Below are 23,265 nucleotides of genomic sequence, written 5' to 3' on the forward strand. Positions count from 1 at the left end.
TGTTCACACCAGCTCTCCTTCCTTGACCTGCTCGACTTCACCGACGGTGACCGGTACGCCGCGCCGAGCGCGAAAGCGCAGCTTGACCCGTTCCACGAGGCTCCAGAGCCCACCGGGTACGAGCAGGACCACCACAATGAGCACGACGGAGTAGACAAGCGTGTGGACACCGGGCGCGTCGCCACCGAACTGCGCCAGCACGATGTGGCTGATCGGGACGAGCACCGCGGCTCCCACGAGCGGACCGAAGACAAAGCCGGCCCCTCCGACGACCGCCAGGGCGAGGGCTTCGATAGACACCGTGATTCCGAAAACGCTGTCCGGGGAGAGAAAGAGGATGTACTGGCTGTAGATCGTTCCCACACCGGCCGCCATGGCGCCGCTGAAGACGGCTGCGACGAGCTTGACCCGGCCGGTGTTGACACCCAGCGCCCGGGCGGCATCCTCGTCGTCACGCACCGCGGCGAGCCGGTAGCCAATACGAGATCGGGCGATGACCTGAGAGACGGCCAGGCACACCACGAGGAAGGCGCCCGCGAGGATGACGTACTGCCAGCGGTCCGGGAAGATCATGTTCCCGAAACTGGGGTCGTAAGGCACGGGCACACCCACCTGCCCGTAGGTCAGGTCCCGAAGGTGGACCGAGAGGTGGAAGACGATTAGTCCGAACGCCAGCGTGACGAGCGCGAAGTACGGGCCCCGCAGGCGGAAGGAGGGGACTCCGATCGCCCAAGCGGTTAGCGCCCCGAGGACGACGGCGACGACCAGCCCGAACCACGGGGAGATGCCGTAGTCGATGTAGAGCAAGGTGCTCGCATAGGCGCCGATGCCGAAAAAGCCGGCATGGCCGAGAGAGATCTGACCGGCGAAGCCACCGACGACATTCCATGCGGTTGCCAGGCACGCCCAGATCAGGGTCATGACGATCATGTGGCCCCACATCGAGGGCAGCTGTGAAGCCGCCAGGGTGAGAGCGCCGAGCAGGACCACGATGACGATCATGGCGATCACCGCTCCATGGGGGCTTAGGACGCCGGTCTTGCGTGTGGTGCGCGCCTGGCGCGCACTGCGTGTCTCCGTGGCCATCAGGCTGCCTCTGCTTTCATCAGGCCTTGCGGGAGCACGAGCAGGATGACCCCGAACAGTGCAAGGACCACCACCTGGCTCATGGCTGCACCGGCAAGGAAACCGGACAGGGCCTCGACGACCCCGATGATCAGACCTCCATACAAGGCACCGATGACGCTGCCGAGCCCGCCGAGCACCACAACGACGAAGGCGATCGTGAGCATGTTGAGCCCGATCGTCGGGTAGACGGGGTAGATCGGCATGAGGACGGCGGCTGCAACGCCGGCCATGGCCGCACCGATGCCCATGGTGAGCAGGTAGATCCGGTTGACCGGGATCGCCATGAGCTGGGCGGCATAGCCGTCCATGGCGGTGGCACGGATCGCCTTGCCGATGAGCGTCCTGTCCAGGAAGAGCAGGAGCGCCCCAGTCATCACCAGCGCGATGATGAAAGCCGCTAACCGGGTGGTGCCGATGTTGATACCGAGCAGCTGCAGGGAGCCACCCATGAGCGGCTCGAGCTGCACCGAGCGGTAGTTGCCGCCAAACGCCATAAGAGCCACGCTCTGCAGGAAGATGCCGATGCCGAGCGTGAGCACGATCTGGCGTGAGTGACCGCCGGAGATCGTCCACCGAATCAGGCCTGCGTGCATAGCCGCACCGACAGCAAACAGCAGCACGGCGACGATCGGGACCGCAACATAGGGGTGGATCCCGAAGATCTGGTTGAGGAAGAACGTGGTGTACATGCCGATCATGAGGAGCTCGCCGTGGGCGAAGTTCACGACCTTGAGCACCCCGAAGATGAGGGTGATGCCTGCCGCGAGGAGGGCGTAGATGCCGCCAATGAGTAGCCCGGAGACGATGACTTGCACTATTGCCATAAGAGTTCCTTTGTTCGGCGCCCCCAGGTGCTCGAGTCGGTGCGGAGCACCTGGGGGCGAAGGAGCGGATGTGGCGTTACTTGCCTGCGAGTACGAAGCCGGTCGCGGCGGTCTCTTCCGGGAAAACGGTCGTGAGCTTGCCGTCCGTGTACTGCATGACGAAGAAGCCCGCGCGCTCGTTCTGCCCGGTCTCGTCGAACTTGGTGCCGTAGTAGGCGACCGAGCCGCCGTTGGGGATGTCGACGGCGCGGGCGGCTTCAACGATCGAGTCGGGGTCACCGGCGTCGGCGTTGGGCAGGACCTCCTGGAAGAGGACCATCGCTCCCTGGAAGCCGATGGTTGCGTGGACGAGCGGGTCGCGGCCGATCATCTCGTTGTAGGTGTCAATGAACTCGCTGTAGGTGGGCGTGAGGTCGTCATTGAGGAGGTCATCGGTGATGTTCAGTGGTGCACCGTCGGCAGCGATGATGCCGTTGACGTCGTCGCCGAGAGCCTGGGCGATGTCGGGCGTGGTGAAGCCGGCACCGAATCCGTAGACGACGTCGGGCTCGAAGCCGAGCTCCTTCGACTGCTTCATCAGGAGGATGGCGTCGTTGACGTAGGACGCGGCGTAGAGGAACTCGACGTCGGCGCTCTTGAGGCTCTGGACCACCGAAGAGAGGTCGTTCGTGGTGGCGGTGTAGGGCTCCTCGGCCACGATGTTCCAACCGTTCGCCTCGGCATTGGCGTGGAAGGCGTCGACGGCGGAGGTGCCGAAGGCGCTGTCCTCGTGAGCGATGCCGATGCGCACGTCGCTGAAATCCTTGCCCAGCGCCGGGCCGACGACCTCCTCGAAGAAGTCGATGTTGATCTGGTTGTAGCTCTCCATCGCTACGCTGGCGTTGGTGCGGAAGAGGTACTCCAGGCCCCGCTCGGTGGTCTCAGCCGCGGCACTGCCGGTCTCCCAGTAGGGCTTCCCGTTGCGGTTTGCGACCTCCGAGGCGGGAATGGCGATGCCACTGGAGTAGGAACCCATGATGACCGAGACGTCCGGGTCCATGCTCAGAGTGCCGGCGACGGCGACTGCGTCCTCGGGGGTGGGGGCGTCGGAGACCTCGAACTCGATCGGCCGGCCGTCAATGCCGCCCTGCTCGTTGATGATTTCCTGCGCCACCTTATACCCGTTGTACATCTCGTTGCCGAGGGCGGCGAGGTTTCCTGTCAGCGGGAGAAGAACTCCGACGGTAATGGGATCGCCACCCGGCCCACCAGCGTTTCCGTCATTGCTCTCGCCGGATGCATCGGCACCATTTCCTGAGCATGCGGAAAGGACAAGCGCAATTCCAGCACCCGCAGCAAGCATTTCACGATGACGTCGCGAATTTTTCATGGCAACTCCTCATGCGCATCTTTGAGCACGGCTCAGCGATCCACCTTTAGATCACTCTGAGAAGCATAAGTACGACAAACAGTAGGTCAACGCACGGCTCCGTAATCACCCGCAGATCGGTACTTCGTTGTCCGCCTGGTGGTATATCGTCTGCGTCACTTGTCTCTCAAAGTCGAGGTGATCGCGTGTCATCGGAAGGTGTGCAGGTCCTGCACAAGGCCACCGCGCTGCTCCGCGAGCTCGGGGATGGCACCCCGATGTCTGCCGCCGAGCTCGCCACGGCTCTGGGCCAACCGCGGACCACGGTGTACCGCTTACTCAACACGCTCATCGAGCTCGGATGGGTGCAGGAGACGCACCAGCGTGGGAGGTTTGCGCTCGACGTGGGCATGTTCGCCACGGCCCGCGGTGCGTTGGACTGCTCCCCGCTGCGCCTCGCGGCAATCTCGTTCATGCGGGCGCTGCGGAACCGGACGCAGAAGCTGGTGCTCCTCACCGTCCGCCGCGGCACGGAGGCGATCTGCATCGAGCGCATGGACGGCTCCGAGGTGTACCCCGTGGGCATGCAGCTCGGCGGCCGGCTCCCGCTCCACGCGGGGGCGGGGCCCCGCGTACTGCTCGCGCTCAGCTCCCCTGCCGTCATCCAGGCCTGGGAGGACGAGGCGCGCGCGAACGGTGAGGCGAAGGCGATCACGCCCCATACGTTGGTCGACATTGAGGCGATCACGAACCGGCTGCAACTCATCCGGGCACGTGGCTATGAGCTGAGCATGGGTGACAGCGTCGTCGGGCTGGGTTCCGTCGCCGCTCCAGTCATTGGCCCCGACGGCGTCTGCGTGGCCGCCATCACGCTAGCCGGGCGGTCCGAGGACGTGACCGGGGAGACCGGGGGCACGCCGCACCGCGACCTCGTCATCGCCACAGCGAAGGCACTGAGCGACAAGCTGGCCAGGACCGCCCCGACCCGCTGACCTCACCCCATGGTCATGACGATCTTTCCGCCCGGCCCCATGCCGTTGGCCGATTCGGCGTGGACCTGGGAGGCGTCGCGGACCGACCTCGTGGCCCCAACCGTAGGTACCACGGCCCCGGCCTCGACGAGAGGCCAGAGGCTCTCCTGGACGGCCGCCACGATCGCGGCCTTCGACCCCTTCCCGAGCACTGGCCGGCTACGCAGGTTGGTGGCGATGAGGGCGCCTCGGCGCATCATCAGCGCGCGCAGGTCCAGCTCCGCCACCGTGCCGCCCTGGATACCAATGACCGCGAGCCGGCCGTCAAGGGCGAGGACGTCGACGTTGCGTGCAAGGTAAGACGCGCCGAGGACGTCGAGGATGACGTCGGCACCATGGCCGTCGGTCGCCTCACGTACCCGGTCGACGAAGTCCTCCTCGTTGTAGTTGACGAGGATAGTGGCGCCGAGCTCGCGGCACAGGGCGAGCTTGGCAGCAGAGCCGGCGGTGACCGCCACCGTGCAGCCGAGCGCGACCCCAATCTGGATGGCCATGGTGCCGAGACCACCCGCGCCGCCGTGGACGAGCAAGATTTCACCCTTGGTGAGGCGGGCCTGCATGACCATGTTCGACCAGAGGGTGCACGCGGCCTCAGGCAGTGCGGCCGCCGTCACGAGGTCGATCCCGGCTGGGATGCGCATCACCTGCTCGGCTGGCACGGCCACCTTCTCGGCGTAGCCACCGCCGGCGAGCAGCGCGCACACCTCCTGGCCAACGTGCCAGCCGTCGACGCCCGGACCGACCGAGCTGATAACGCCGGAGCACTCCAATCCGAGAATCTCGCTCGACCCCGGCGGTGGCGGGTAGAGGCCTTGACGTTGGAGCGTGTCCGCCCGGTTCAGGGCCGTGGCGGCCACATCGATGACGATCTCGCCCTCCGCCGGCACGAGATCATCCACCTCGCTCCAGCGCAGGACGTCGGGGCCGCCAAAGCAATCCATCGTGATTGCGTACATGGCGACGAAGTATGCATGGCAAGCATCACCCACTTCCCACGCCTTGCGACTATTACCACCATGCGGACTTCTATGGCCTGGCCACCGGGACAAGGGTGGAAGCGCCTTCCTGAAGTTGTGACCGGTCTGCTTACATCTGATAACACACCTCATCACCAAGCCCTTTCGGTACAAAGGAATGAATCGATGACGATACTCACGCGTACACGTACTGCCGCCGATGTCATCGTTGCCGCACTCCAACGGCACGGAATCACAGATCTATTCGGCCAGAGCCTCCCGTCCGCGGTATTCCTCGCCGCAGAGGAAGCGGGGCTGCGTCAGGTGGTGTACCGAACGGAGAATGCAGGCGGTGCGATGGCCGACGGCTTTGCCCGCGTCGCGAACCGCATCACGGTGGTGGGCGCCCAAAACGGGCCCGCCGCGACGCTCCTTGTGCCGCCGATGGCCGAGGCGCTCAAGGCCTCGGTGCCGATGCTGTCGCTCGTCCTCGAGGTGCCCGCGGCGAAGCGGGACAAGAACGCGTTTCAGGAACTCGATCACTTCGGCCTGTTCGCCGGCGTGTCGAAATGGACCCGGCGCCTCGACGACGCGGACCGTGCCGACGAGTACATCGATATGGCCATCACGGCCGCCACCTCGGGGCGGCCCGGACCGGTCGCACTCTTGCTCCCCGCTGACGTCCTCGAGACTCCCACCTCACGCACGGTGACGCCGCGCCACTCGGTGCTCGGGCACTTCCCGCTCGACCGCCCACGCCCGGACGGGGCCGCCGTGGCACGTGCGGCGAAGCTCCTTGCCGACGCCGAGCGTCCGATCGTCATCGCCGGCGGCGGGGTCAACCGGGCCGACGCGGCCGTTCAACTGTCCGAGCTCCAGCGCGTGGCGGCCATCCCCGTTGCCACCACCCCGATGGGCAAGGGTGCCACCGACGAGACAAACGACCTCTCCATGGGGGTGGTCGGCAACTACATGGGCACCAACAGTGCCACGAAGTTCCTGCGCACGATGGTCACCGATGCCGACGTCGTCCTCCTCATCGGCACCCGGACCAACGAGAACGGCACGGACGGCTGGTCCCTCATCCCGCGCCGCGCCCAGCTCATCCATGTCGACATCGACGGGCAGGAGATCGGACGGAACTACGAGGGAATCCGTCTCGTCGGGGATGCCGGGGCTGCGCTGACGGACCTGACCGATGCGATTCAGCAGGAGGACCTCACCAAGCGACGCGGTGTGGCGAACGACGTACGGGCGGCCATCGCAATCGCCCGTGAGGAGCACCGCCGCGAGTCCGCACGCGTGCGGCAGGCGGCGACCACGCCCATCCGCCCCGAACGTGTGGTAGCCGAGCTCGACCAGCTCATCGACGAGAACACCATCCTCGTCGCGGACGCCAGCTACTCCTCCAACTGGATCGGCAACTACGTCACTAGCCGCCGCGCCGGCCAGAAGTTCCTGCTGCCCCGAGGGCTCGCCGGGCTGGGCTGGGGGTTTCCGATGGCGCTCGGCGCGCAGGTTGCTGAGCCTGACAGCAAGGTCGTGGTGCTCTCGGGCGACGGCGGCTTCGGCCACGTCTGGGCCGAGCTGGAGACTGCTGTGCGCGAGCGGCTCCCCGTCGTCTCGATCGTACTGAACAACTCCATCTTGGGTTACCAGAAGCACGGCGAGAACTTCCTGTTCGGGGCGCACACGAGCGCCGTGGATTTCCTGGCCGTGGACCACGCGGCAATCGCCCGCGCGGTCGGTGCGGAGGGAGTGCGGATCAGCGATCCCGCCGAGCTGGCACCGGCCCTCGCCAAGGCGCTTGCGTCCGACGTCCCGACGCTAGTCGAGGTTATTACGGACCCCACCGCGTACCCGCCGATCACGGCCTGGGACGGCATGGAGGACACCCTGCTCAAGGACTACCGGTGACCGCGACGAGCGCGCCCATCGTTGACGGCTCGGGACGGCACGAGGGGCACACCGCACCGAGACGCTCCTCGACAGCCCCGCGGAGACTGGGCAGGTCGGGTCTCGCGGTCTCGCCCATCGGGCTGGGCTGCAACAATTTCGGCCGGCCCGGTGTCGCGACGGAGTCACTCGAGGGCACCCGTGCCGTGATTGACGCTGCCATCGACGCCGGCGTAACGCTATTCGACACGGCCGACTGCTATCTGCGCCCTCCGGGGATGAGCGAAACGTTCATGGGGCACGCCTTCAAGGGCAAGCGCGATCGCATCGTCGTGGCAACAAAGTTTGGCATGGACATGGCCGGGGCCAACGGCCCGGACTGGGGCGCACGTGGGTCCCGCAGATATGTGCGGCTCGCTGTGGAAGCGTCGTTGCGGCGCCTGCAGACGGACTGGATCGATCTTTACCAGATACATGCTCCCGACCCGCTCACACCGATCGGCGAGACGCTTTCGGTCCTGGACGACCTGATCCGTGAGGGAAAAATCCGCTACATAGGGCACTCGAACTTCGCCGCATGGCAGGCGGCCGAGGCGGAGTACGTGGCCGAGTTGCAGGGGCACACGAAGTTCATCTCGGCACAGAACGAGTACAGCCTTTTGGTGCGCGGCGCGGAGAAGGAACTGCTGCCCGCGCTCACGCAGCTGGGGATTGGGTTCCTTCCCTTCTACCCGCTGCAGAACGGGCTGCTCACCGGCAAGTTCACCCGGGACGGCGGCCCCGCCGAGAGCCGCATCATGCAGATCCGGAAATACCTCGTGGACGAGGCCCCGTGGGACAGGCTCGACCTGTACCGCACTTTGTGCGGCGATCACGGGGTCAGCATGCTGACCGGGTCCCTGACCTGGTTGGTGCGGCAGCAGGCGGTGACCAGCGTCATCGCCGGTGCCACGCGGCCAGAACAGGTGGTCGAGAACGTTGCGGCGGCCGCGGAGTGGGACCCGACAGACGAGGTGATAGCGGAGATCTCCGCGATCTTCGACCCTGACGTGTGAGAGGACGACGAATCAATGACCGCGTATGTCATCGCTCGTATTCGGGAGATCACGGACCCTGACCTCTTCAACGAGTACCGCAAGCAGATGCCAGTGGTCCTCGCGCAGTATGGCGGGCGCTACCTCGCCCGGGGCCCCGAAGAGGATCTCCTGGCGGGCAGTGGCCCAGAGAAGGTCGCCATCATCGAGTTCCCGTCACGGGCGGCGGCCGACAAGTTCTGGACCTCACCTGAATACACCGAGGTCCGCAAACTCCGCGAGAGATCGGCCGACTCGAAGATCGGCGTCGTCGAAGGATTTCCGTTGTAAGCTGCCGGGCGGCACCACGAGCACGCTAACATAACCCCGAACGACAATCGGCCAACAGCGTGTTGGCCGATTACCGCCCATAAGTATTCGCCACGAAAGCCGATCTGGTGCCGTGCGTCGACCGTTACCCCACGAGCGCCACCGCGATCTCCTCCGAGTTCGACGACGGATGCAGTGTCATGGAGGCGACGGCGTCCCCTCCCGTCCGGCTCGCTCGGCCCGGCGCCCCTAGCGCGACCACGTCCGCGGCCGGGTGGCTGCGCCGGTGGCCCTCGGTGGAGTACGGGGAGGACTATGAGTGCGCGTTGCGGCCGCGCGACCGGTGCGCTGAAGGAGGCGTTCGAACACTTCGGCGACGAGATGCGGTACATCTTCCGGCACCTGCCGCTGCCTGACGTCCACCCCCAGGCTGAGCTCGCTGCCGCTGCCGCCGAGGTCACCGGCACGGAGGGGCGGTTCTGGGAGATGCACGCTCTGCACTTCTCCCCCAGGGGTGCTCGATGCAGGGCACGTGCAGCCGGGGGGTCAGCTGGAACACCACCCCACCGCGTCGGTTCCTGCTGCAGCCGCTCGTCGCCGAACGCGAGGCTGATGTTGAGCAGCGCCACCGTGAAGCCGATGCCGGACAGCGCGGCGCCGCCGAGGATCTGCCCCGGCCCGACGCCCTGCGGAAGCTGCCCCAGCCCGGCCCGCGCACCGTCGAGGGCGAAGGTGCCGATGCCGACGAACTTGCCCACCACGAGCCCGACCACCACCGCCCACGTCAGCGGGGACGCGAGCGCGTCGGCCAGCACGCCCCCGCGCAGGTCGACCCCCGCGTTGGCGAGGGCGAAGACCGCACGATGACGTAGCTGGTCCAGGGGTGCAGCACGAGCTGGAGCCGTTCGTTGACGGACACCGCGCGGGTGAGCGCCTCCTGCGCGGAGCACCCCACCTCCGGCATCGGCGACTGCCGGAAGGCACGGACCCGCTTGGCCGCGCCCTCGACGTCGTGCCGGCTCGGCCGGAACGCCGGGATCAGCAGGCCCGCCAGCATGCCGGCGATGGAGGCGTGCAGGCCCGAGGCCAGGGTGGCGACCCAGACGACGACGGCGATCCACATATACGCCCAGGTGCGCCAGACGCCGAGGCGCCCGATCACGACGAGCGCCAGGATCCCGGTGGCCGCGAGGAGGACGGGGACAAGGTCGATCTCGTCGGAGTACACGAGGCCGATGACGCTGACGGCCACGAAGTCGTCGACGACCGTGAGAGAGAGCAGGAAGATCCGCAGCTGCGTGGAGCAGTTAGGCCCGACGAGGGCGAGCGTGCCGAGGAGGAACGCCGTGTCGGTGCCGATCACGACGCCCCAGCCCTGGGCGGCGTCGGACGGTGCGATCAGCAGGTAGAGCAGGGCGGGGACGAGCATGCCGTCGATGCCGGCGAGGACGGGGAGCACCACGCGTCTTCGGTCGGTCAGCTCGCCGACCGCGAGGTCGCGCCGCACCTCGAGGCCGACGACGAAGAAGAAGATGGCCATGAGGCCGTCGTTGACCCAGTGGTCGAGGTCCATCGAGAGGCCGGCGTCACCGATGCGCACCGACGCCGTAGCGCTCCAGATGTTCTAATACGTGGCCGACCACGGGGAGTTCGCCCAGAGGAGGGCGACGACGGTCGCACCGACCAGCAGGATCGCGCTGGCCGACTCCGTGGCGAGGAACCGTCGCAGCTGAACGGACAGCTGCCCCGAGAGCTTGCGCCGGCGGGTCTGCGAATCTGTGGCGATCGCGGTCACCAGGTCACGCTAGACACGGCCGGTCGTCATCGCGCGTCCTTCGCGCCACATGACCACCGCCGTGCCGACCAGGAAGACCGCGCCGAGCACGGCCGCCGGCTGCAGCACGAGGGCCGCCGGCGGCGAGAAGCCCGTGTAGGCGACGACGACGCTTCCAGGGAGCGCCCCGAGCCCCGCTATCACGCCTACCCAGCCGAGCCATCGCGGGAACGTCCGGCCGAGCACCATGGCCAGCCCAACCATGAGGAACGCAACGCGGTTGAGGAGCTGGAAGAACGCACTCAGCCCCTTCTCGGTCCAGCGGACCGCTTCGGCCGCGAAGAACGCCGCCTGCCGGTTCGCCTCGGCGGCGTTGACCCACGTGTCCACGGCGCCTTTGAGCGCGACGCCGTCGACGGCCATCTGGACCGCGAAGACCGCGCCGACGAGCACGGCGGCGAGTCCTGCGACAACCGCGGCGGCGCCGGCGCCACCGGCCTGCCGGGCCAGGTGGCGGCTGAGTGCGACGACGCCGATGACGATGAGCAGCGTGCCCACGAACTGGCCGATGTGGACGGCGGTCCAGGCGTCCGATCTCGCGTACTCGGCGAACGCGGCGGCCGAGTCGTTGGGGTCCGCCCGCGAGGGGTGCAGCAGCCCCATCACGACCTGCAGCACGAGCCCGAGAACGATCGTCACCGCCCCGAGCCGGAGCAGCGAACGGTCCTCCCCCACCGCCGGCGGCACCTGCCCGGGGCGTGGCCCCAGGTCACCCGGTCGTAACTCTGCCTTGCTCATGGCGGGACCTCCCGACGGTGCGTGCCCGTTGGCGGCAACTGCCACCGGCAGTGTGCGCCCGGGAGGTGCGCGCGTCTACGTCCGCAGGGGGTCAGAGAGGCGTGACATCTCCGAGCAGCACCATTCCTTCGGGGTATTGGCCGTCGACGACCGCCTGCACCCGACAGCGGACCTCGCCCGCCCCGTCGCCGTGCACCTGGAGTTCCCGCGTCGTCGGGCCTGGGTCGGGACGGTCCGCGTCATCACCACGGTCCACGAGGTCACGTTCGTTGGCCGCTTCCGCATTCAGTCCGGCCGTGCGCAGGGCATCGAGCACGATGCGGAAGTCCGTCTTCGCCGTGTCGAGGTCCAGGAAGATCATCGGAACGATGTACCTCTCCATGGGCGCCCATGCTCCTCGCCCCAATGGTGGAGGCAACCTGGCCCAATGCAACGACCGTCGGGGCCGGGCGCCGACAACCTACGGCGGGAGTTCCCAGTCGGACAATCATGCCCAAGGACCGGCGCTTCGGCATTCTTCCACGAGAAACGGACAGCAGTCTGATCACAGGTTCTCGTGACCAGCGCACCTCTCGTTACACACGCAAGGGCGGAACGACCCGAATGCCGAAAGGTGCCCTGGTTCAAGTGCGTAGCTGTCACAATCGGAAGCATGCTGACCGTTTCTGAGGACCTGGTGCTCCGCGAGGCGATCATGAATCTCCTGGCGTCGCGCACTGCAGAGGCTGGCGGGTTCCTCACACGCGCCGAGCTCAGCTCGTTTCCCGTGGGTAGCGAGACCCGGCGGCTGATCGATACATCACGCGGTATCTGGAACCCACGAGACCTCAACGCCACACTGTCGATCGTGAGCTCACCTGATGGTCCGTACGACGATCGAGACGTGGACGGAGGTCTGTTCCGTTACGACTACCGGGCCGGCAGCACAGCGGGGGATAATACGAAATTACGTCGTGCCCTAGAGCTGCAGCTGCCTGTCATTCTGCTTCGAAAGTTCGCCACGGGGTCGTACGTCCCGATCTTTCCGGTATACGTTGTGGATGATGATCTGGCCAAGCGCCAGTTCGTCGTCGCGGTAGATGAGGCTCTTCGCTTCATTGGCCGGCCTGACGAACTTTCGGAAGTAGAACGCCGTTACGCTGAGCGCGTTACACGCCATCGTCTACATCAGTCGATGTTTCGGGGAATGGTGCTTCACGCGTACAACGTCAAGTGCGCAGTCTGTCACCTGAAGCACGGCGACCTGCTTGACGCTGCGCACATAACGGCAGATTCCAAGGAAACAGGACTCGCGGTTGTATCAAACGGTCTAAGCCTCTGCAAGATCCATCACGCCGCGTATGATCGGAACCTGATGGGAATTTCGCCCGACTATCAGGTCGCCATCAACCGCAAACTGCTTGACGAAGTCGACGGTCCCATGTTGAAGCATGGCCTGCAGGAGATGCATGGGGCCCGCATTGCGCTACCGCATGACACCAAAGCTCGACCAGATCCCGAGAGGCTGGCGCTACGCTTCAACACTTTCCTTTCGGTGTAGCGGCTGGCCGACGCAGAAGACCTCACCGACAAGCAGCTGAACCGGCTCATCGCCGCGAGGGCGGACGACTAAGCCCGCCAGGCGGTCTACGTCGCCTGGTGCAGCGCCCAGGGTCTCCGGGCGGCCTACCGCACCACCGGCCTGGCCGGGGCGGGTGCGCCGACCGAACTCGCGAGCGGAGCGCGGCCTGCCCGGCGCGCTCGAGCCAGTAAGGAAAGGTCTCACGGCACCGCTTCAGGACACGCCAGGGAGCGACGGCGGCCCCCTGGCCACAACGAGCGCGCGCCGAGGTCAGTCGCTAAGCCGATCGCTGGAGCGGTTTGACTTCCGGGACAGGGAGGACACCTGCCTCAAGCAGTCGCCCCGTGAGAACTCGAGCGAGTGCTGGCGGCACGGCGTTGCCGATGATCACTGAGAGCTGAGTACGGGTGACGATGTCGTCGAACTGAAAGAAGTCAGGGAAGCCCTGGATGCGAGCCGCCTCGTGGGGCGTGAGCGTCCTTGGCTGAGAGGGGTGACCGTAGCGGCCCTGTCCCATGCTTCCGAACCCGCTGGTGATGGTTTGAGCGGGCAGGTCCCAGGACAGTCTGCCGTACATGGACACGTACGAGTGGTCGCCGCGGTGACACGGAGGTCGGAAGTGGTTGGGAAGGTTCACCTCGCGGTTGTTGATGAGCCACTGGATGCGTTGGCGATTCTCAGGGCTCATCCTCGACGGCCGGTCTATCCCCCGTGTGGAATCGATGTGCTCTAGGTCGCCGATCGCCCATCGAAGGTCGTGCACCGGCTCCGGCTCAAACTCAAGGAAGTCCGAGGCTGCGCCCCCACCGAGCAGGTCGCTCCGGACGGCGAGCAGAATGTGTCGGCGCCGCGTCTGAGGGATTCCGAGCTTGACAAGCTCAACCCGCATTGTCGCGACATCGTATCCCAGTGCCGTGAGGTGAGCGCTTGCGCGAGCCACAACCTGCTGCGAGTCGTGAACGACCGCTGGCACGTTCTCAATCACCAAAACACGCGGTCTCAACACCTCGGCGGCACGGGCCATCCGGAGGTAGAGACGGTTCTTGGGGTCGTCTCTGCGGGTGTGGTTGTTGAGGTTGCTGTGGCCCTGGCACGGCGGGCCGCCTATGAGGAGGTCGACCTCGCCAACTTCTTGCCTTGTGACACTCTCGGTCTGCGTCGGGGTGGCACCGAGATCCCCGTCAAAGTAGCTTTCGACGGCCCCTACCTGAACATTTGCTTCGGGAAAATTGGCCCTATATACGTCGACCGGTGCCTTGTCGAAGTCAAGGGCAAGCGGGACCTGGAGGCCGAGCCCACGCTCATGGGCGGCTTGCGCTACCCCAAGCGTCAGGCCTCCGCAGCCTGCGAACAAGTCGACAACGACGAGCTGCTGCTCGCCACGCTCGAACTCGGGGCGCACGCGCTCGCGAAGGGGATGCTCGGTGACCATGACCGTGCCCCCCCTCTGCTGCGACCAACTATCTGACCGAGACGCAGCCTACTCGAGCCGCAGGCGTGTTGGGCGCGGCGAGCGGGCGGGTGTGGACAATGCGGCGAGGCGAATCCCGGCAGACTTCAGGCGCCGGGTCGGCACGCTGTCAGGTGCAGGCCGCAACGCAGTCCGTGCCCTGCGATTGCTGGGCAGTCGGATCCCATAGGCTTCCATTGCGGAGATGCACGCTCGACGGCGAGGAAGTTCACTTTATGACGCTCGTGATCAACAAGCACGTCCAACGAATCCGGCGGTACCAGCCGTTTGACGTGGACTCGACCGAGATGATCTACGAGCTGCAGGAGGATCGCGAGCAGCCCCTGTACCCGGTGGTGACGCTGGAATTCCTGTTGCACGCCATCGAAAGTCCCATGGTGAGAATCGTCGTGCTCACGGGCGACGCCGGTCACGGCAAGACGAGCTTGTGCGCCAGCGTGCTCGGAAGGCTGCGTGCGGGTTCGGAGCAGGTATCCACTGAAATCCAGAGAGAAGTGTCTCAGGATCTGCGCACTACGGGAGTCACCGCCGACCGGCCCGTCGGGTCGACTCGTGCCGGCAGGCCACTGTACGTTCTCAGCGACCTGAGCGCGTTCACGCCTGGAGAAGGCGCCCGCAAGTTGGTCAACCTCCTCGAACTGCCTGACAACGGTGTCGCAATCGTCTGCGCGAACGAGGGCCAACTCCGGAAGTGCGTCGCGGCGGAGAATGCGTCAGACGGCGACGACCGCACGCGTTTAAGGGTCTTGGTGACGACCTTGACCGAAGGCGTCGAGCGGGGGCAGGTCAGAGATTTTGACGGCTCGGCGATCGTCATCAACCTCAACTACCAATCTGTTGCAGCCGACGGCGGAAACGGCGGACTCGTCCGATGGGTGCTGAAGCAGTGGAACCATAGAGGAAAGTGGAAGTCATGCGACTCGTGCGACGCGCGTGACATCTGTCCGATCCTCGCAAATCACAGAGAACTTAGTGACAACATCCGAGGACCGCAGAGACAGGAGGCGGTACGCGATCTTTTTGCTGCTGCCGAACGCTCGGGTGCTGTCGTCACTACACGCCAAGCTCTATCCGTTTTAAGCTACATGGTCACCGGAGGTATCTCGTGCGAGTCCGTTCACGCGAAATACCGCTGGTCGCGTTTGGACACGACGTGGCAAGCACCTCACCTGTATCACCAGTCGATCTTTGGGGATCTACTTAGCCAGAGTGATCGCCACCTCGTTCCAGCATTCCTCGCCCTGCGGCGCCTAGACCCTGGCAGGGTCTCGCGTCGTCAGGTAGACGACCAGTTGGACCAGGAGAGTGCTGGGACCTTCGGGCCGCGAGACCCCAGCAGCGCCCCCCAGAGGGTCCGGACCGCACGTGACGCGCAGAAACGGGCGGAGCAACTGCGCGCGCTGTACACGTTCTTGCGCCGCCTCGACTTCTTCGACAACGGTGATCGGACTAACCGGTTTGCTCGCATGGGTCTCTTAGCTGGCGACGACTTCGTCAGGGTTCAGGACAAGGATCGCGACCCATCCGACACCAAGGTGCGAGATCGATTCCTGAAGGGCCTCGAGGCAGTTCAAGGGGTCCATCGAGCTGGTAGCAACCCTGACTTCTTCGTGCTTGACCCGGCCTTCTTTGCACATCGCGCTCAAGCAGTCGTGCTCTCTCGACGGGTGTCCAGCAAGGGAATTGAGGTCGTTGATCAAACCACTCAGTGGCAAGCAGAGGGTGCACGGGTCGGTGTGGTGCCGGAGATGCACGACGCCGTTGAATGGCTGAACCGCGCCATCTACATCCGCATCCCAGCAGTGGGCCTTAACCCCGGAACCGTGTCGCTTGAGGCGGACCTCCTGCGCTTCGAACTCCTAACGCGCTGGGCCGCTGGCTTGCGGAGCGAGGTGCAGCATGAGGCCGAGATTCGTGGTCTCACTGGCGCCCTTGCGGACTTGGCCGACACTTCCAACGGGGAAGATGAAATTCAAGTGCTAGTTGGAACCGTGATGAGAAAGCTCATGATCGACGTCGGAGACAAGATCAGATCGGTGCGTGCTTGATGGCCGATCGTTCAAAGGCCGAGGTGGTTCTGCGCCTCTTTGGGGTGAACCTTGAGGAACAGGGGCGTGGCTTCTATGTTGCGCTGGAGATGCTCGCGATCGCGCGAGGTGTCTACCTTGCTAATAACGATGACCCAGATCAGTTCTCGGGACTCTTGGACGACACCACAGCCACGGTGACCTACAGCAGGACGTCGCACGACCTTGCAAGGCGGATTGCTACTGGCACGTCCATCGTGGAAGGTGTCGAGGAGCTCGGCAAAGCCGTCGAACTTGAGGACTCCGAGACGGTCGAGACGCTTCGTGCGCTCTTCTCATCTCTCCTCGTACAAGTTCCGGGACGGCGGACCCAGCCGAGCTGGTTCGGTGCGCACATCTACCCGTTCGTTGGCGAACTGATCCATTACGACGCAGCCGACCGACGGATCAAGAAGAGCGACAAGAGTTCGACGAGCTCGAAGAAGCGCGCGCAGGCGGAGCTTGTTCCAGCTGATGTGAATGCCCCGAACATCGAGAGGTACAGGTTCCGGGGTGGCGGAGCCTGGGCGTATGAGGTTCTGCGCCGTGACGAAGACATCACTCGTAAGGCCGCCGCACGACGCGGTCTTACCGACTTGGTTGGCGACAGCGGCACTCCGCTGGGCAATCTGGCAAGGGCTCTCAGTGCGCATGACTTCGACTACGACGAGTCACCGTACGTAGATGACGGTCCGAAGGACCTGGTGTTGCATGAAGACCTCAGCCCATGGCCGGGCCTGCTTAGAGAGGGTGTGCACAACATCGTCTCAAGGGTGAACGTGCCTAGGGCAAAGAGAACCGAAAGTCTGATGCACTGGGTTCCGTTCTGCCTCGCACGGCACCAGCTTCACCTCGCCCGGCTCAAGGTTACTGGCGCGGGTCGGGAGTCGCTTCTGCTGGACTTCGGAAGCGAAGCGACCCCTCTTCGCCGTCGGTCACAAAAGGACCTCTTCGATTTCCGGAACGACATCGTTAACGCGATCAACGCGCAGGCCAAGGAGATGATCGCGGAGGCCGGTGGTGACGAGCAGAAGGTTCAACGCTACGAAAAGTTTACGAGGGAGAACGGGACGGCAGTCACCTCGCCTCGTGGGTTCTTCACGGAAACCATGGCCGCAATCGGAGCGCTCAATGCTCCGGTCGGTCGGCGCCACTTCACGATGAAGCCACCAATGCTTGAGGCCTTGGTATCAGCCACGATTCCTCAGGACGCTGAGATGGAGTTCGGGCGATTCTGTGCCGTGCTCTACGAGAAGTACAGGATCGTGGTGGAGGACAAGGTTGCGATCCGTGACCCGTTGGCTTATGACGTCGACCCGTCCTTCTTGAATCGCAACGGTGAGGCCTTCAAGGACAGGCTGACCGCAATCGGTTTGCTCACGCAGTACTCAGACGCAACCAGCATGGTCCGAGGAGAACCCCGGTGACACATCGCAGTACCCAAGTCCTGGGCCGCTTCGTCGGCGACGAAGCCCTCCGAAGGATCGAAGAGAACACCGGACCACTCGCTGTCTTGCGAGTCGGCGGGTTCGACGAGGCCACCGTTTCAGAAGCGCTCCGGCACGTGGCTGTGCGTCTGAAACGTGAGCCTGGACTTGACGTACTCGTCAAGGTCGGCACTGCCGAACTCATCGAAGGTGTTCCCGATTGCTACCTTCTGGGGCCTAACGAGCAGTTGACCACATGGCGGAACAGAGGTACCGGCGACGGGGTGCTGCTCTTCGAGTGGGCTGACCCGCCGGACGCACAAGGCCTTGCGTCGATGAATGCCCTGACGGATGGCACCATCCTCGGCGGTCCACAAGACGCCAGTAGCCATCAGATATTCGACAGGTTCATGGCAGAGGCCTGGCAGGAAGCCGGCGGATCGGGCGCGCTCCCGGCGGTAATGGCCGAGACGTTGTCTTCCATCTGGCGAGCGATCCCAAGTGACGAGTCGCGGTCGCTGCGTCGCTGGGCTGACTTCCTTGTCGACACCGCTCGCGCTGTGGCTGACCTGCAAGTCCGGACGGCGGATCGAGTGGAAGCCGCAATCTCCGCGATGCTGCCAGCGCTTGATCTATTCCCGGACCGTGACCTCTTCGTTAAGCCCGCAGCTCTGGAAGCACGGGTCAAGAAGAACGTTTGGGTGAGCGCCTTCAAGCAGCCAAACGGCAAGGAGATCACCGACGACGATTTGCTCGATCGTATTGGTGCGATTGAGTTGAGCGAAGAATCCTTGGCCCATGTGGGGGTGGACTCGAAGACCGCCAAGGAGCGAATGCGCGGATTAGTGTTGAGTCGTGGCGGACGCGACAGGGAAACACGTCGCCACCTCCGCAGCGAGCAGGACCTCATCCTGTGGTTGGAAATGTTCGAGCACAAGTCAAAGAGGCTCGGACTCGGCCAACAGCTCCGCCAGGAACTCGAGAAGAACGCCCCGAGTCGCGTCGACGAGTTTGACGCGATGATGGTCGAAGGCTCCCTCGACAGCGGCGACCAGGAGGCCGCGCAACGGTTTCTCGATGAAGCACCCGCGAACGGCCTTGACGCACTCGCTGACTTGGTGAACAAGCGAGCTCGCCGGAAGGTCGAGAAACTCGCGTATCCAGATTCACAGTTTGTTCAGGATCCGCTGCGGGCTCTGCTCCGCGAACTCACGTACTTCTCGGACGAGAACGAGGGCACGGTCGTCGTCGGCTTAGAGGGAGATCGGGAGTCTGGGCGGTGGAGCCGTTGGCTGTTCGCTTTCCTTTACTCCCGAACCTTGCAGGACATCCAGCTCTCCACGGGGCTGCGACTGTCGCTTGAGGTCCGGGACTGCCTGCTGGACGTGACGAGGCCCGAACTGCACGAAACGGATCAGAACGAGCCGGCCGATCTCTTCGACGCGACGAGGGAGTGGGCGCCGCTCCGGATCGTCGTCGAAATGGAGGGAGGTGCCCAGCGCCGATTTCGGTGGGACCCGCTCGGGATCCCCGGGCAGATCGCGTTCGCCGCCCTCATCCTTGGATACCGAACGATCCCTGGCCAAGTCTTTGACCTGACTTTCGATTCCTTTCTCGATAATTTCAACGACCCGCAGCATTGGGACGTCGACGCTCCGATCCCGAGGAGCCACTACGCCAGCGAAATGGAAAAGCTCAAGAGGGAGCATTTCCTTCGTCTTACCGATGGGCTCGACTCGGAAAGGCTTGACGACTATGTAAGCGACTGGGAGGGCATCATACGAGAGGCCCGAAGCGTTCTTGTACCGCAGAACGCTCCCGATCGGGACCTTGATGCCGTTGTACTGAGCGATGTCGTAGGGCTCGCCGACCGTCGCCTGATGATGCTGGGTACGCATCCGCTGAAACTGCGCTGGTTCGCTCGCAACTACGAGCACGTCGCCACGAGCCTTAAGACCGCGCTGAACGAAGAGGGGGGTCTGCGCCTCAACCGGGAGAACGAGGACCTCTACTTCGATGCTCTGGACCGGGTGTCGTCCCACGGAACGCCGGCGGCCGTGGTCGGTCCAGGTGGAACCATCGCAATCCCGATGCGGGAGTCGGCTGGGCATGAGGAGTATGCCCCCGTCAGGCACGCCGGAAACGAATCGAAAGAGTGGCTTTCAAGCGTCGACGACGCGGCGATCGACGAGATGGTTCGAGTCATCACCGACTATCTGGCGACCTATCCGCACAAACTCGACGGTCTGCGGGTCTTGCTGCTGAACCGCAACGGCGATCCGGCGCTTCCCCTGCGGGTTGCGAAGCAAGTTCGCTCCAAGCAGCCCGGACTGAAGCTGGACTTGGTCGTCCTCGCGCCTCAGGCCACCCACCACGAGATCATCCTCGGCTTCGATCTGCAGTTCTCAGGTGCCGAGATGTCCGGGGATAGATTCCTTCCGGATCTTCAACTCATCTTGCAGGCTTGGGAACCTGAGCAAAGCGCCGACTTGGCGGGTCTACAGGACTCTATCGACATCGCACTCGCGCCAGCACTATTCGGTACGCAGACGAGCGTCAAGGAGAGTACGAAAAAGGCGTCGCTCTCCGGTTACTTCGACCCATGGAAGCATGCGGCGGCCCATAACCTCGCTCAGACGCGCGAGAACGTCGTTCGGGCGCTGTTGCCGGAGATTGCAGACGAGACGCTTGAGTCGTGGTCCACCCTCTGCGTGCGCTATGACCGACGATCTCCGGTCTCGTACGAGGGAGTCGACGGTATCGATTACTTCGAGATGCAGGTTCAGTTCGACCAGCACCAAGAACTGTTCACCGATTTGCATCGCGTAGCGCATTGGGTCGTCACCCTCGACAGCTTCATCGGCCGAGAGCAGATCGATTCGCTGCACAATCGCCCGGACGTAATCCTTGTGAAGCCTTCCGTTGGGAAAAACGAGTCGTACACGCTAATCGTCAGCTCACAAACGGGCCGTAAGTTGGTTGTCCAACGGCTTCGTCGGCGTCTCGAGAGCATCAATGTCGTCAGTCCGCCCGAGTCCGAGGACACAGCGAGGCGAATCTATGAGGTTGGGCGGAACGTGGTGCCTGGGGCTGTTCTCCGCTCCCTCGGTATCGGGACAACGGTCAATGAGATTGTTGGTCTCGTCACCACGCGGTTCGTGATCAGCCAGCAGTTCCCGGTTTCGGCGGAGGCTACGAGCCTCGTTTCGTGGATCAGCTTCGACGAGCACCATCGCTGGTTTGGCCGCGGGCACAAGACGCGTGCCGATCTGGGACGGTTCGTCCTTACGGTGCAAGACGATGACTCGGTTCGCCTCGACGTTCTGGTCGTTGAATCGAAGTTCCGGCAGAGCTTCGAACTCGGGACTGCGCAAGAGCAGCTCAACCGAACGACCGACCTATGCATGGATGCCTACCGATCTGACGGTGAGGCGCGTCATGACCGCCCGTTCTGGCTCGATGAACTTGCAGCAGCAATCGCGCAGACGAGCGGGGATCGTGTCGGTGCATCCGAGTTGCCAGCGCGCATGGTTGTCGGTAGCGACCCACAGGTTGAAGCGAAGGTCCTAGACGCGCTGCGATCCGGTGAGGTCCAGCTTGGGTACGTCCGGGGTGTCGCTGTCGCGATCGCGGCGGATGACGACCACACAGCCCGGCGTGGCGGGGCGCTTGGCCCTCATGACGTGGTGCGGGTGAACCGCCGCGAGCTTGAGAGGCTCATCGGAGCTCTGCGGGCGAAGCAGTCACCTTCTGAGGCGGAACCGATTATCGCGCCGGAAATAGTCTCGGGTCGCGCAGGGCGGCACCCTGCCACGCCAGCCGAAAATCCCGCCGCTGAGGAGTCGACCGCTGTACTGCCCGACTATGACAGCGAGGCGACAGAGTCGACGGGGCTCACCGGCGTGGAAACGGGCCGCGAGCCGGCAATCGCGCCAAGAGTGGTCGCGGCGGAAGGCATCGGCGAGAACGAACTCCGGAACAGGTACAACAAGGTCGTCGACGTCTTCGCGCGACACAGGGTCGGTGTCACTGCACCAGAGATAGGAAAGTGGCAAGAGGGCCCAGGGTTCTACGTCCTGAGATTTATCCCCCAACCTGGAGTAACGGTCGACAAGTTGACCAACAGGCGCGACGAGATTTTCCTTGCGCTGGCACTTCCGTCGGGCTTCAGCATCCGAACCCGGAGCGACCGGGGGGCCGTGCTGTTCGAGATACCCAAGATTGACGAAGAGAAGTACGGGGTGGACGCCGCTCGGCTCTGGGAGCAGTGCCCGATCGACGCGGAAAGCCTTGTCACCCCGCTGGGTGCCGACATTGAGGGAAACCCCGTCAGTATCGATCTGTCGTCTGCCGACTCGCCTCACCTCCTCGTAGCCGGCACGACCGGTTCGGGTAAGTCAGTAGCGCTCGAGACGATCCTCAAGGGCCTAACCCGATACGACCCTGGGATGTTGCGTCTCAGACTCGTGGACCCCAAGGGCACCGAACTGGTCGACTTCGAAGACGACCCGCACCTTGACGGTGTGATCGGCATGGACGCCGCCGACGCTATCGAGATGCTTGAGGATGCCGTTGGGGAGATGGCAGAGCGATACCAGGACATGAAGGCGGTTCGCGCCCGCAAGCTCGCGGAATATAACGCGGCCGTCGAGCCTCAAGACCGAAAGCCTTGGATCGTAATCGTCCTAGACGAGTACGCCGACCTCACGAGCGACCCCGAGGAGAAGAAGCAGATCGAAGCGCTACTGAAGCGCTTGACGCAGAAGGCAAGAGCCGCAGGAATCCACGTCATTACGGCCACGCAGCGACCGAGCGCGGACGTGATTTCGACAACGATCCGATCGAACTTTCCTGCCCAGCTCGCACTACGAGTCAAGTCTGCTACGGAGAGTCGCATCATTATCGATGAGACAGGTGCAGAAGCGCTAGCGGGGCAAGGCGACGCATTCCTGCACACCGCCAAGGGAACGGTCAGGGTGCAGGTCGCCTACGAGGGAAGCTGAACCTGGGGCGATCAAACTCCGCGCCTGTGCTGCGATGGTGCGGCAGAACGAGGCTGCCGGGGCTGGCCAGTATCTCGCTGTGCCTCTACAACCTGACGACGTTGTACTTCGACCTGAGTTTGGCCACCGTGTCGCTTCCCGGCGAAGTGCAGCGCGCTGACCTGGGGTGATGCGCTGGTGTTAGTGCGTTTTCACGCACTAAGGGGTCCTCTACTCTCGCCGTGTGGCCTGAGTTGGCTCACGGGTGGACGCACCGTCATCGGCCGGTCGATCACCCGCCGGACCGTCTCCTCGGCGTTGTTCTGCACGTGCCGCATGTACGCCGAGATCATTCGGCACGCTCGACCGCGAAGAGCCACATTAGGGACGGAGACGCTAAGTTGCCTCAGTGGGCGAGAACCAGCACTCAGGGGGCGAAGTGGGCGATCAACGCGAGTGGTCATCTGAGCCGGACCCGGCGTTCGAAAGTGCGGCCGAGTCCTGGCGATGGGCGGAGGAGAAAGCGGAGGGCCACGTCTATTGGGTGAAGTCCGGTACGTGCCCAACATGCGGACACACCACCAGCAAACGCCTCTCCGGCGGCGTGTCGTACTTCCGCTCACGAAAGGCACTGCCCTGGCGGCGGAAGCGGGCGTCGTC

At 64.2% G+C, this 23,265-nt stretch carries 15 protein-coding genes and 2 pseudogenes; 8 read left to right on the forward strand and 9 right to left on the reverse strand.

Annotated features, from left to right (window positions below; genetic code table 11):
- Positions 1–3 precede the first annotated feature (3 nt).
- From KZX45_RS05855 to KZX45_RS05865, 3 genes are all read right to left on the reverse strand, one after another.
- Positions 4–1,086 carry a branched-chain amino acid ABC transporter permease gene (locus tag KZX45_RS05855; protein ID WP_248256790.1) on the reverse strand — a complete coding sequence of 361 codons (1,083 nt, stop codon included), beginning with the start codon at positions 1,084–1,086 and terminating at the stop codon, positions 4–6.
- Positions 1,086–1,952 (reverse strand): branched-chain amino acid ABC transporter permease, encoded by an 867-nt coding sequence (locus tag KZX45_RS05860; protein WP_248256791.1) that lies wholly within the window; start codon positions 1,950–1,952, stop codon positions 1,086–1,088. The genes KZX45_RS05855 and KZX45_RS05860 overlap by 1 nt, the downstream gene beginning before the upstream one ends.
- A 76-nt stretch (positions 1,953–2,028) precedes the next feature.
- Complete coding sequence (locus KZX45_RS05865) at positions 2,029–3,321, reverse strand: ABC transporter substrate-binding protein (protein WP_248256792.1); 1,293 nt, start codon at positions 3,319–3,321, stop codon at positions 2,029–2,031.
- A gap of 185 nt (positions 3,322–3,506) precedes the next feature.
- On the opposite strand from KZX45_RS05865, the gene KZX45_RS05870 reads away from it, so the two are divergent.
- The gene (locus KZX45_RS05870; RefSeq protein WP_248256793.1) at positions 3,507–4,292 is read left to right on the forward strand and encodes an IclR family transcriptional regulator; all 786 of its coding nucleotides are present in this window, start codon (positions 3,507–3,509) and stop codon (positions 4,290–4,292) included.
- 2 nt (positions 4,293–4,294) lie between these two features.
- Here KZX45_RS05870 and KZX45_RS05875 read toward each other — a convergent pair whose 3' ends face one another.
- On the reverse strand, positions 4,295–5,287 hold the full coding sequence (locus KZX45_RS05875) for an NAD(P)H-quinone oxidoreductase (protein ID WP_248256794.1): 993 nt from the start codon (positions 5,285–5,287) through the stop codon (positions 4,295–4,297).
- A gap of 186 nt (positions 5,288–5,473) precedes the next feature.
- On the opposite strand from KZX45_RS05875, the gene KZX45_RS05880 reads away from it, so the two are divergent.
- From KZX45_RS05880 to KZX45_RS05890, 3 genes are all read left to right on the forward strand, one after another.
- On the forward strand, positions 5,474–7,204 hold the full coding sequence (locus KZX45_RS05880; RefSeq protein ID WP_248256795.1) for an acetolactate synthase catalytic subunit: 1,731 nt from the start codon (positions 5,474–5,476) through the stop codon (positions 7,202–7,204).
- A gap of 86 nt (positions 7,205–7,290) precedes the next feature.
- A complete protein-coding gene (locus KZX45_RS05885; protein ID WP_248257182.1) occupies positions 7,291–8,238 on the forward strand; it encodes an aldo/keto reductase in 948 nt (315 codons plus the stop codon).
- Positions 8,239–8,253: 15 nt separating this feature from the next.
- On the forward strand, positions 8,254–8,547 hold the full coding sequence (locus tag KZX45_RS05890) for a DUF1330 domain-containing protein (protein WP_248256796.1): 294 nt from the start codon (positions 8,254–8,256) through the stop codon (positions 8,545–8,547).
- Between the two features lie 620 nt (positions 8,548–9,167).
- Here the strand turns inward: KZX45_RS05890 and KZX45_RS19865 are convergent.
- The 4 genes and pseudogenes from KZX45_RS19865 to KZX45_RS05905 form a co-directional block, all read right to left on the reverse strand.
- Positions 9,168–9,341 (reverse strand): annotated as a pseudogene (locus KZX45_RS19865) (Na+/H+ antiporter NhaA); the annotation flags it as partial.
- Positions 9,311–10,321, reverse strand: a pseudogene (locus KZX45_RS05895) (Na+/H+ antiporter NhaA). The pseudogenes KZX45_RS05895 and KZX45_RS19865, both read right to left, overlap by 31 nt.
- Positions 10,322–10,330: 9 nt before the next feature.
- Positions 10,331–11,098, reverse strand: coding sequence for a hypothetical protein (locus KZX45_RS05900; protein WP_248256797.1), 768 nt, complete (start codon positions 11,096–11,098; stop codon positions 10,331–10,333).
- A gap of 91 nt (positions 11,099–11,189) precedes the next feature.
- On the reverse strand, positions 11,190–11,480 hold the full coding sequence (locus KZX45_RS05905; protein WP_248256798.1) for a hypothetical protein: 291 nt from the start codon (positions 11,478–11,480) through the stop codon (positions 11,190–11,192).
- Between the two features lie 270 nt (positions 11,481–11,750).
- Between KZX45_RS05905 and KZX45_RS05910 the strand changes: the two genes are divergently transcribed.
- Entirely contained in the window at positions 11,751–12,638 is an 888-nt protein-coding gene (locus tag KZX45_RS05910) for an HNH endonuclease (protein WP_248256799.1), read from the forward strand.
- Between the two features lie 298 nt (positions 12,639–12,936).
- Here KZX45_RS05910 and KZX45_RS05915 read toward each other — a convergent pair whose 3' ends face one another.
- The gene (locus KZX45_RS05915; protein WP_248256800.1) at positions 12,937–14,091 is read right to left on the reverse strand and encodes a DNA cytosine methyltransferase; all 1,155 of its coding nucleotides are present in this window, start codon (positions 14,089–14,091) and stop codon (positions 12,937–12,939) included.
- 254 nt (positions 14,092–14,345) lie between these two features.
- On the opposite strand from KZX45_RS05915, the gene KZX45_RS05920 reads away from it, so the two are divergent.
- From KZX45_RS05920 to KZX45_RS20200, 3 genes are read left to right on the forward strand one after another with little or no spacing between them, the layout of a single operon-like run.
- Positions 14,346–16,178 (forward strand): hypothetical protein, encoded by a 1,833-nt coding sequence (locus KZX45_RS05920; RefSeq protein ID WP_248256801.1) that lies wholly within the window; start codon positions 14,346–14,348, stop codon positions 16,176–16,178.
- On the forward strand, positions 16,178–17,623 hold the full coding sequence (locus KZX45_RS05925) for a hypothetical protein (RefSeq protein WP_248256802.1): 1,446 nt from the start codon (positions 16,178–16,180) through the stop codon (positions 17,621–17,623). Before KZX45_RS05920 ends, KZX45_RS05925 begins: the two co-directional genes overlap by 1 nt.
- Positions 17,620–22,626, forward strand: coding sequence for an FtsK/SpoIIIE domain-containing protein (locus KZX45_RS20200; RefSeq protein ID WP_248256803.1), 5,007 nt, complete (start codon positions 17,620–17,622; stop codon positions 22,624–22,626). Before KZX45_RS05925 ends, KZX45_RS20200 begins: the two co-directional genes overlap by 4 nt.
- Positions 22,627–23,265 lie beyond the last annotated feature (639 nt).

The organism is Georgenia sp. EYE_87, assembly GCF_023148685.1.
Lineage (GTDB): Bacteria > Actinomycetota > Actinomycetes > Actinomycetales > Actinomycetaceae > Georgenia.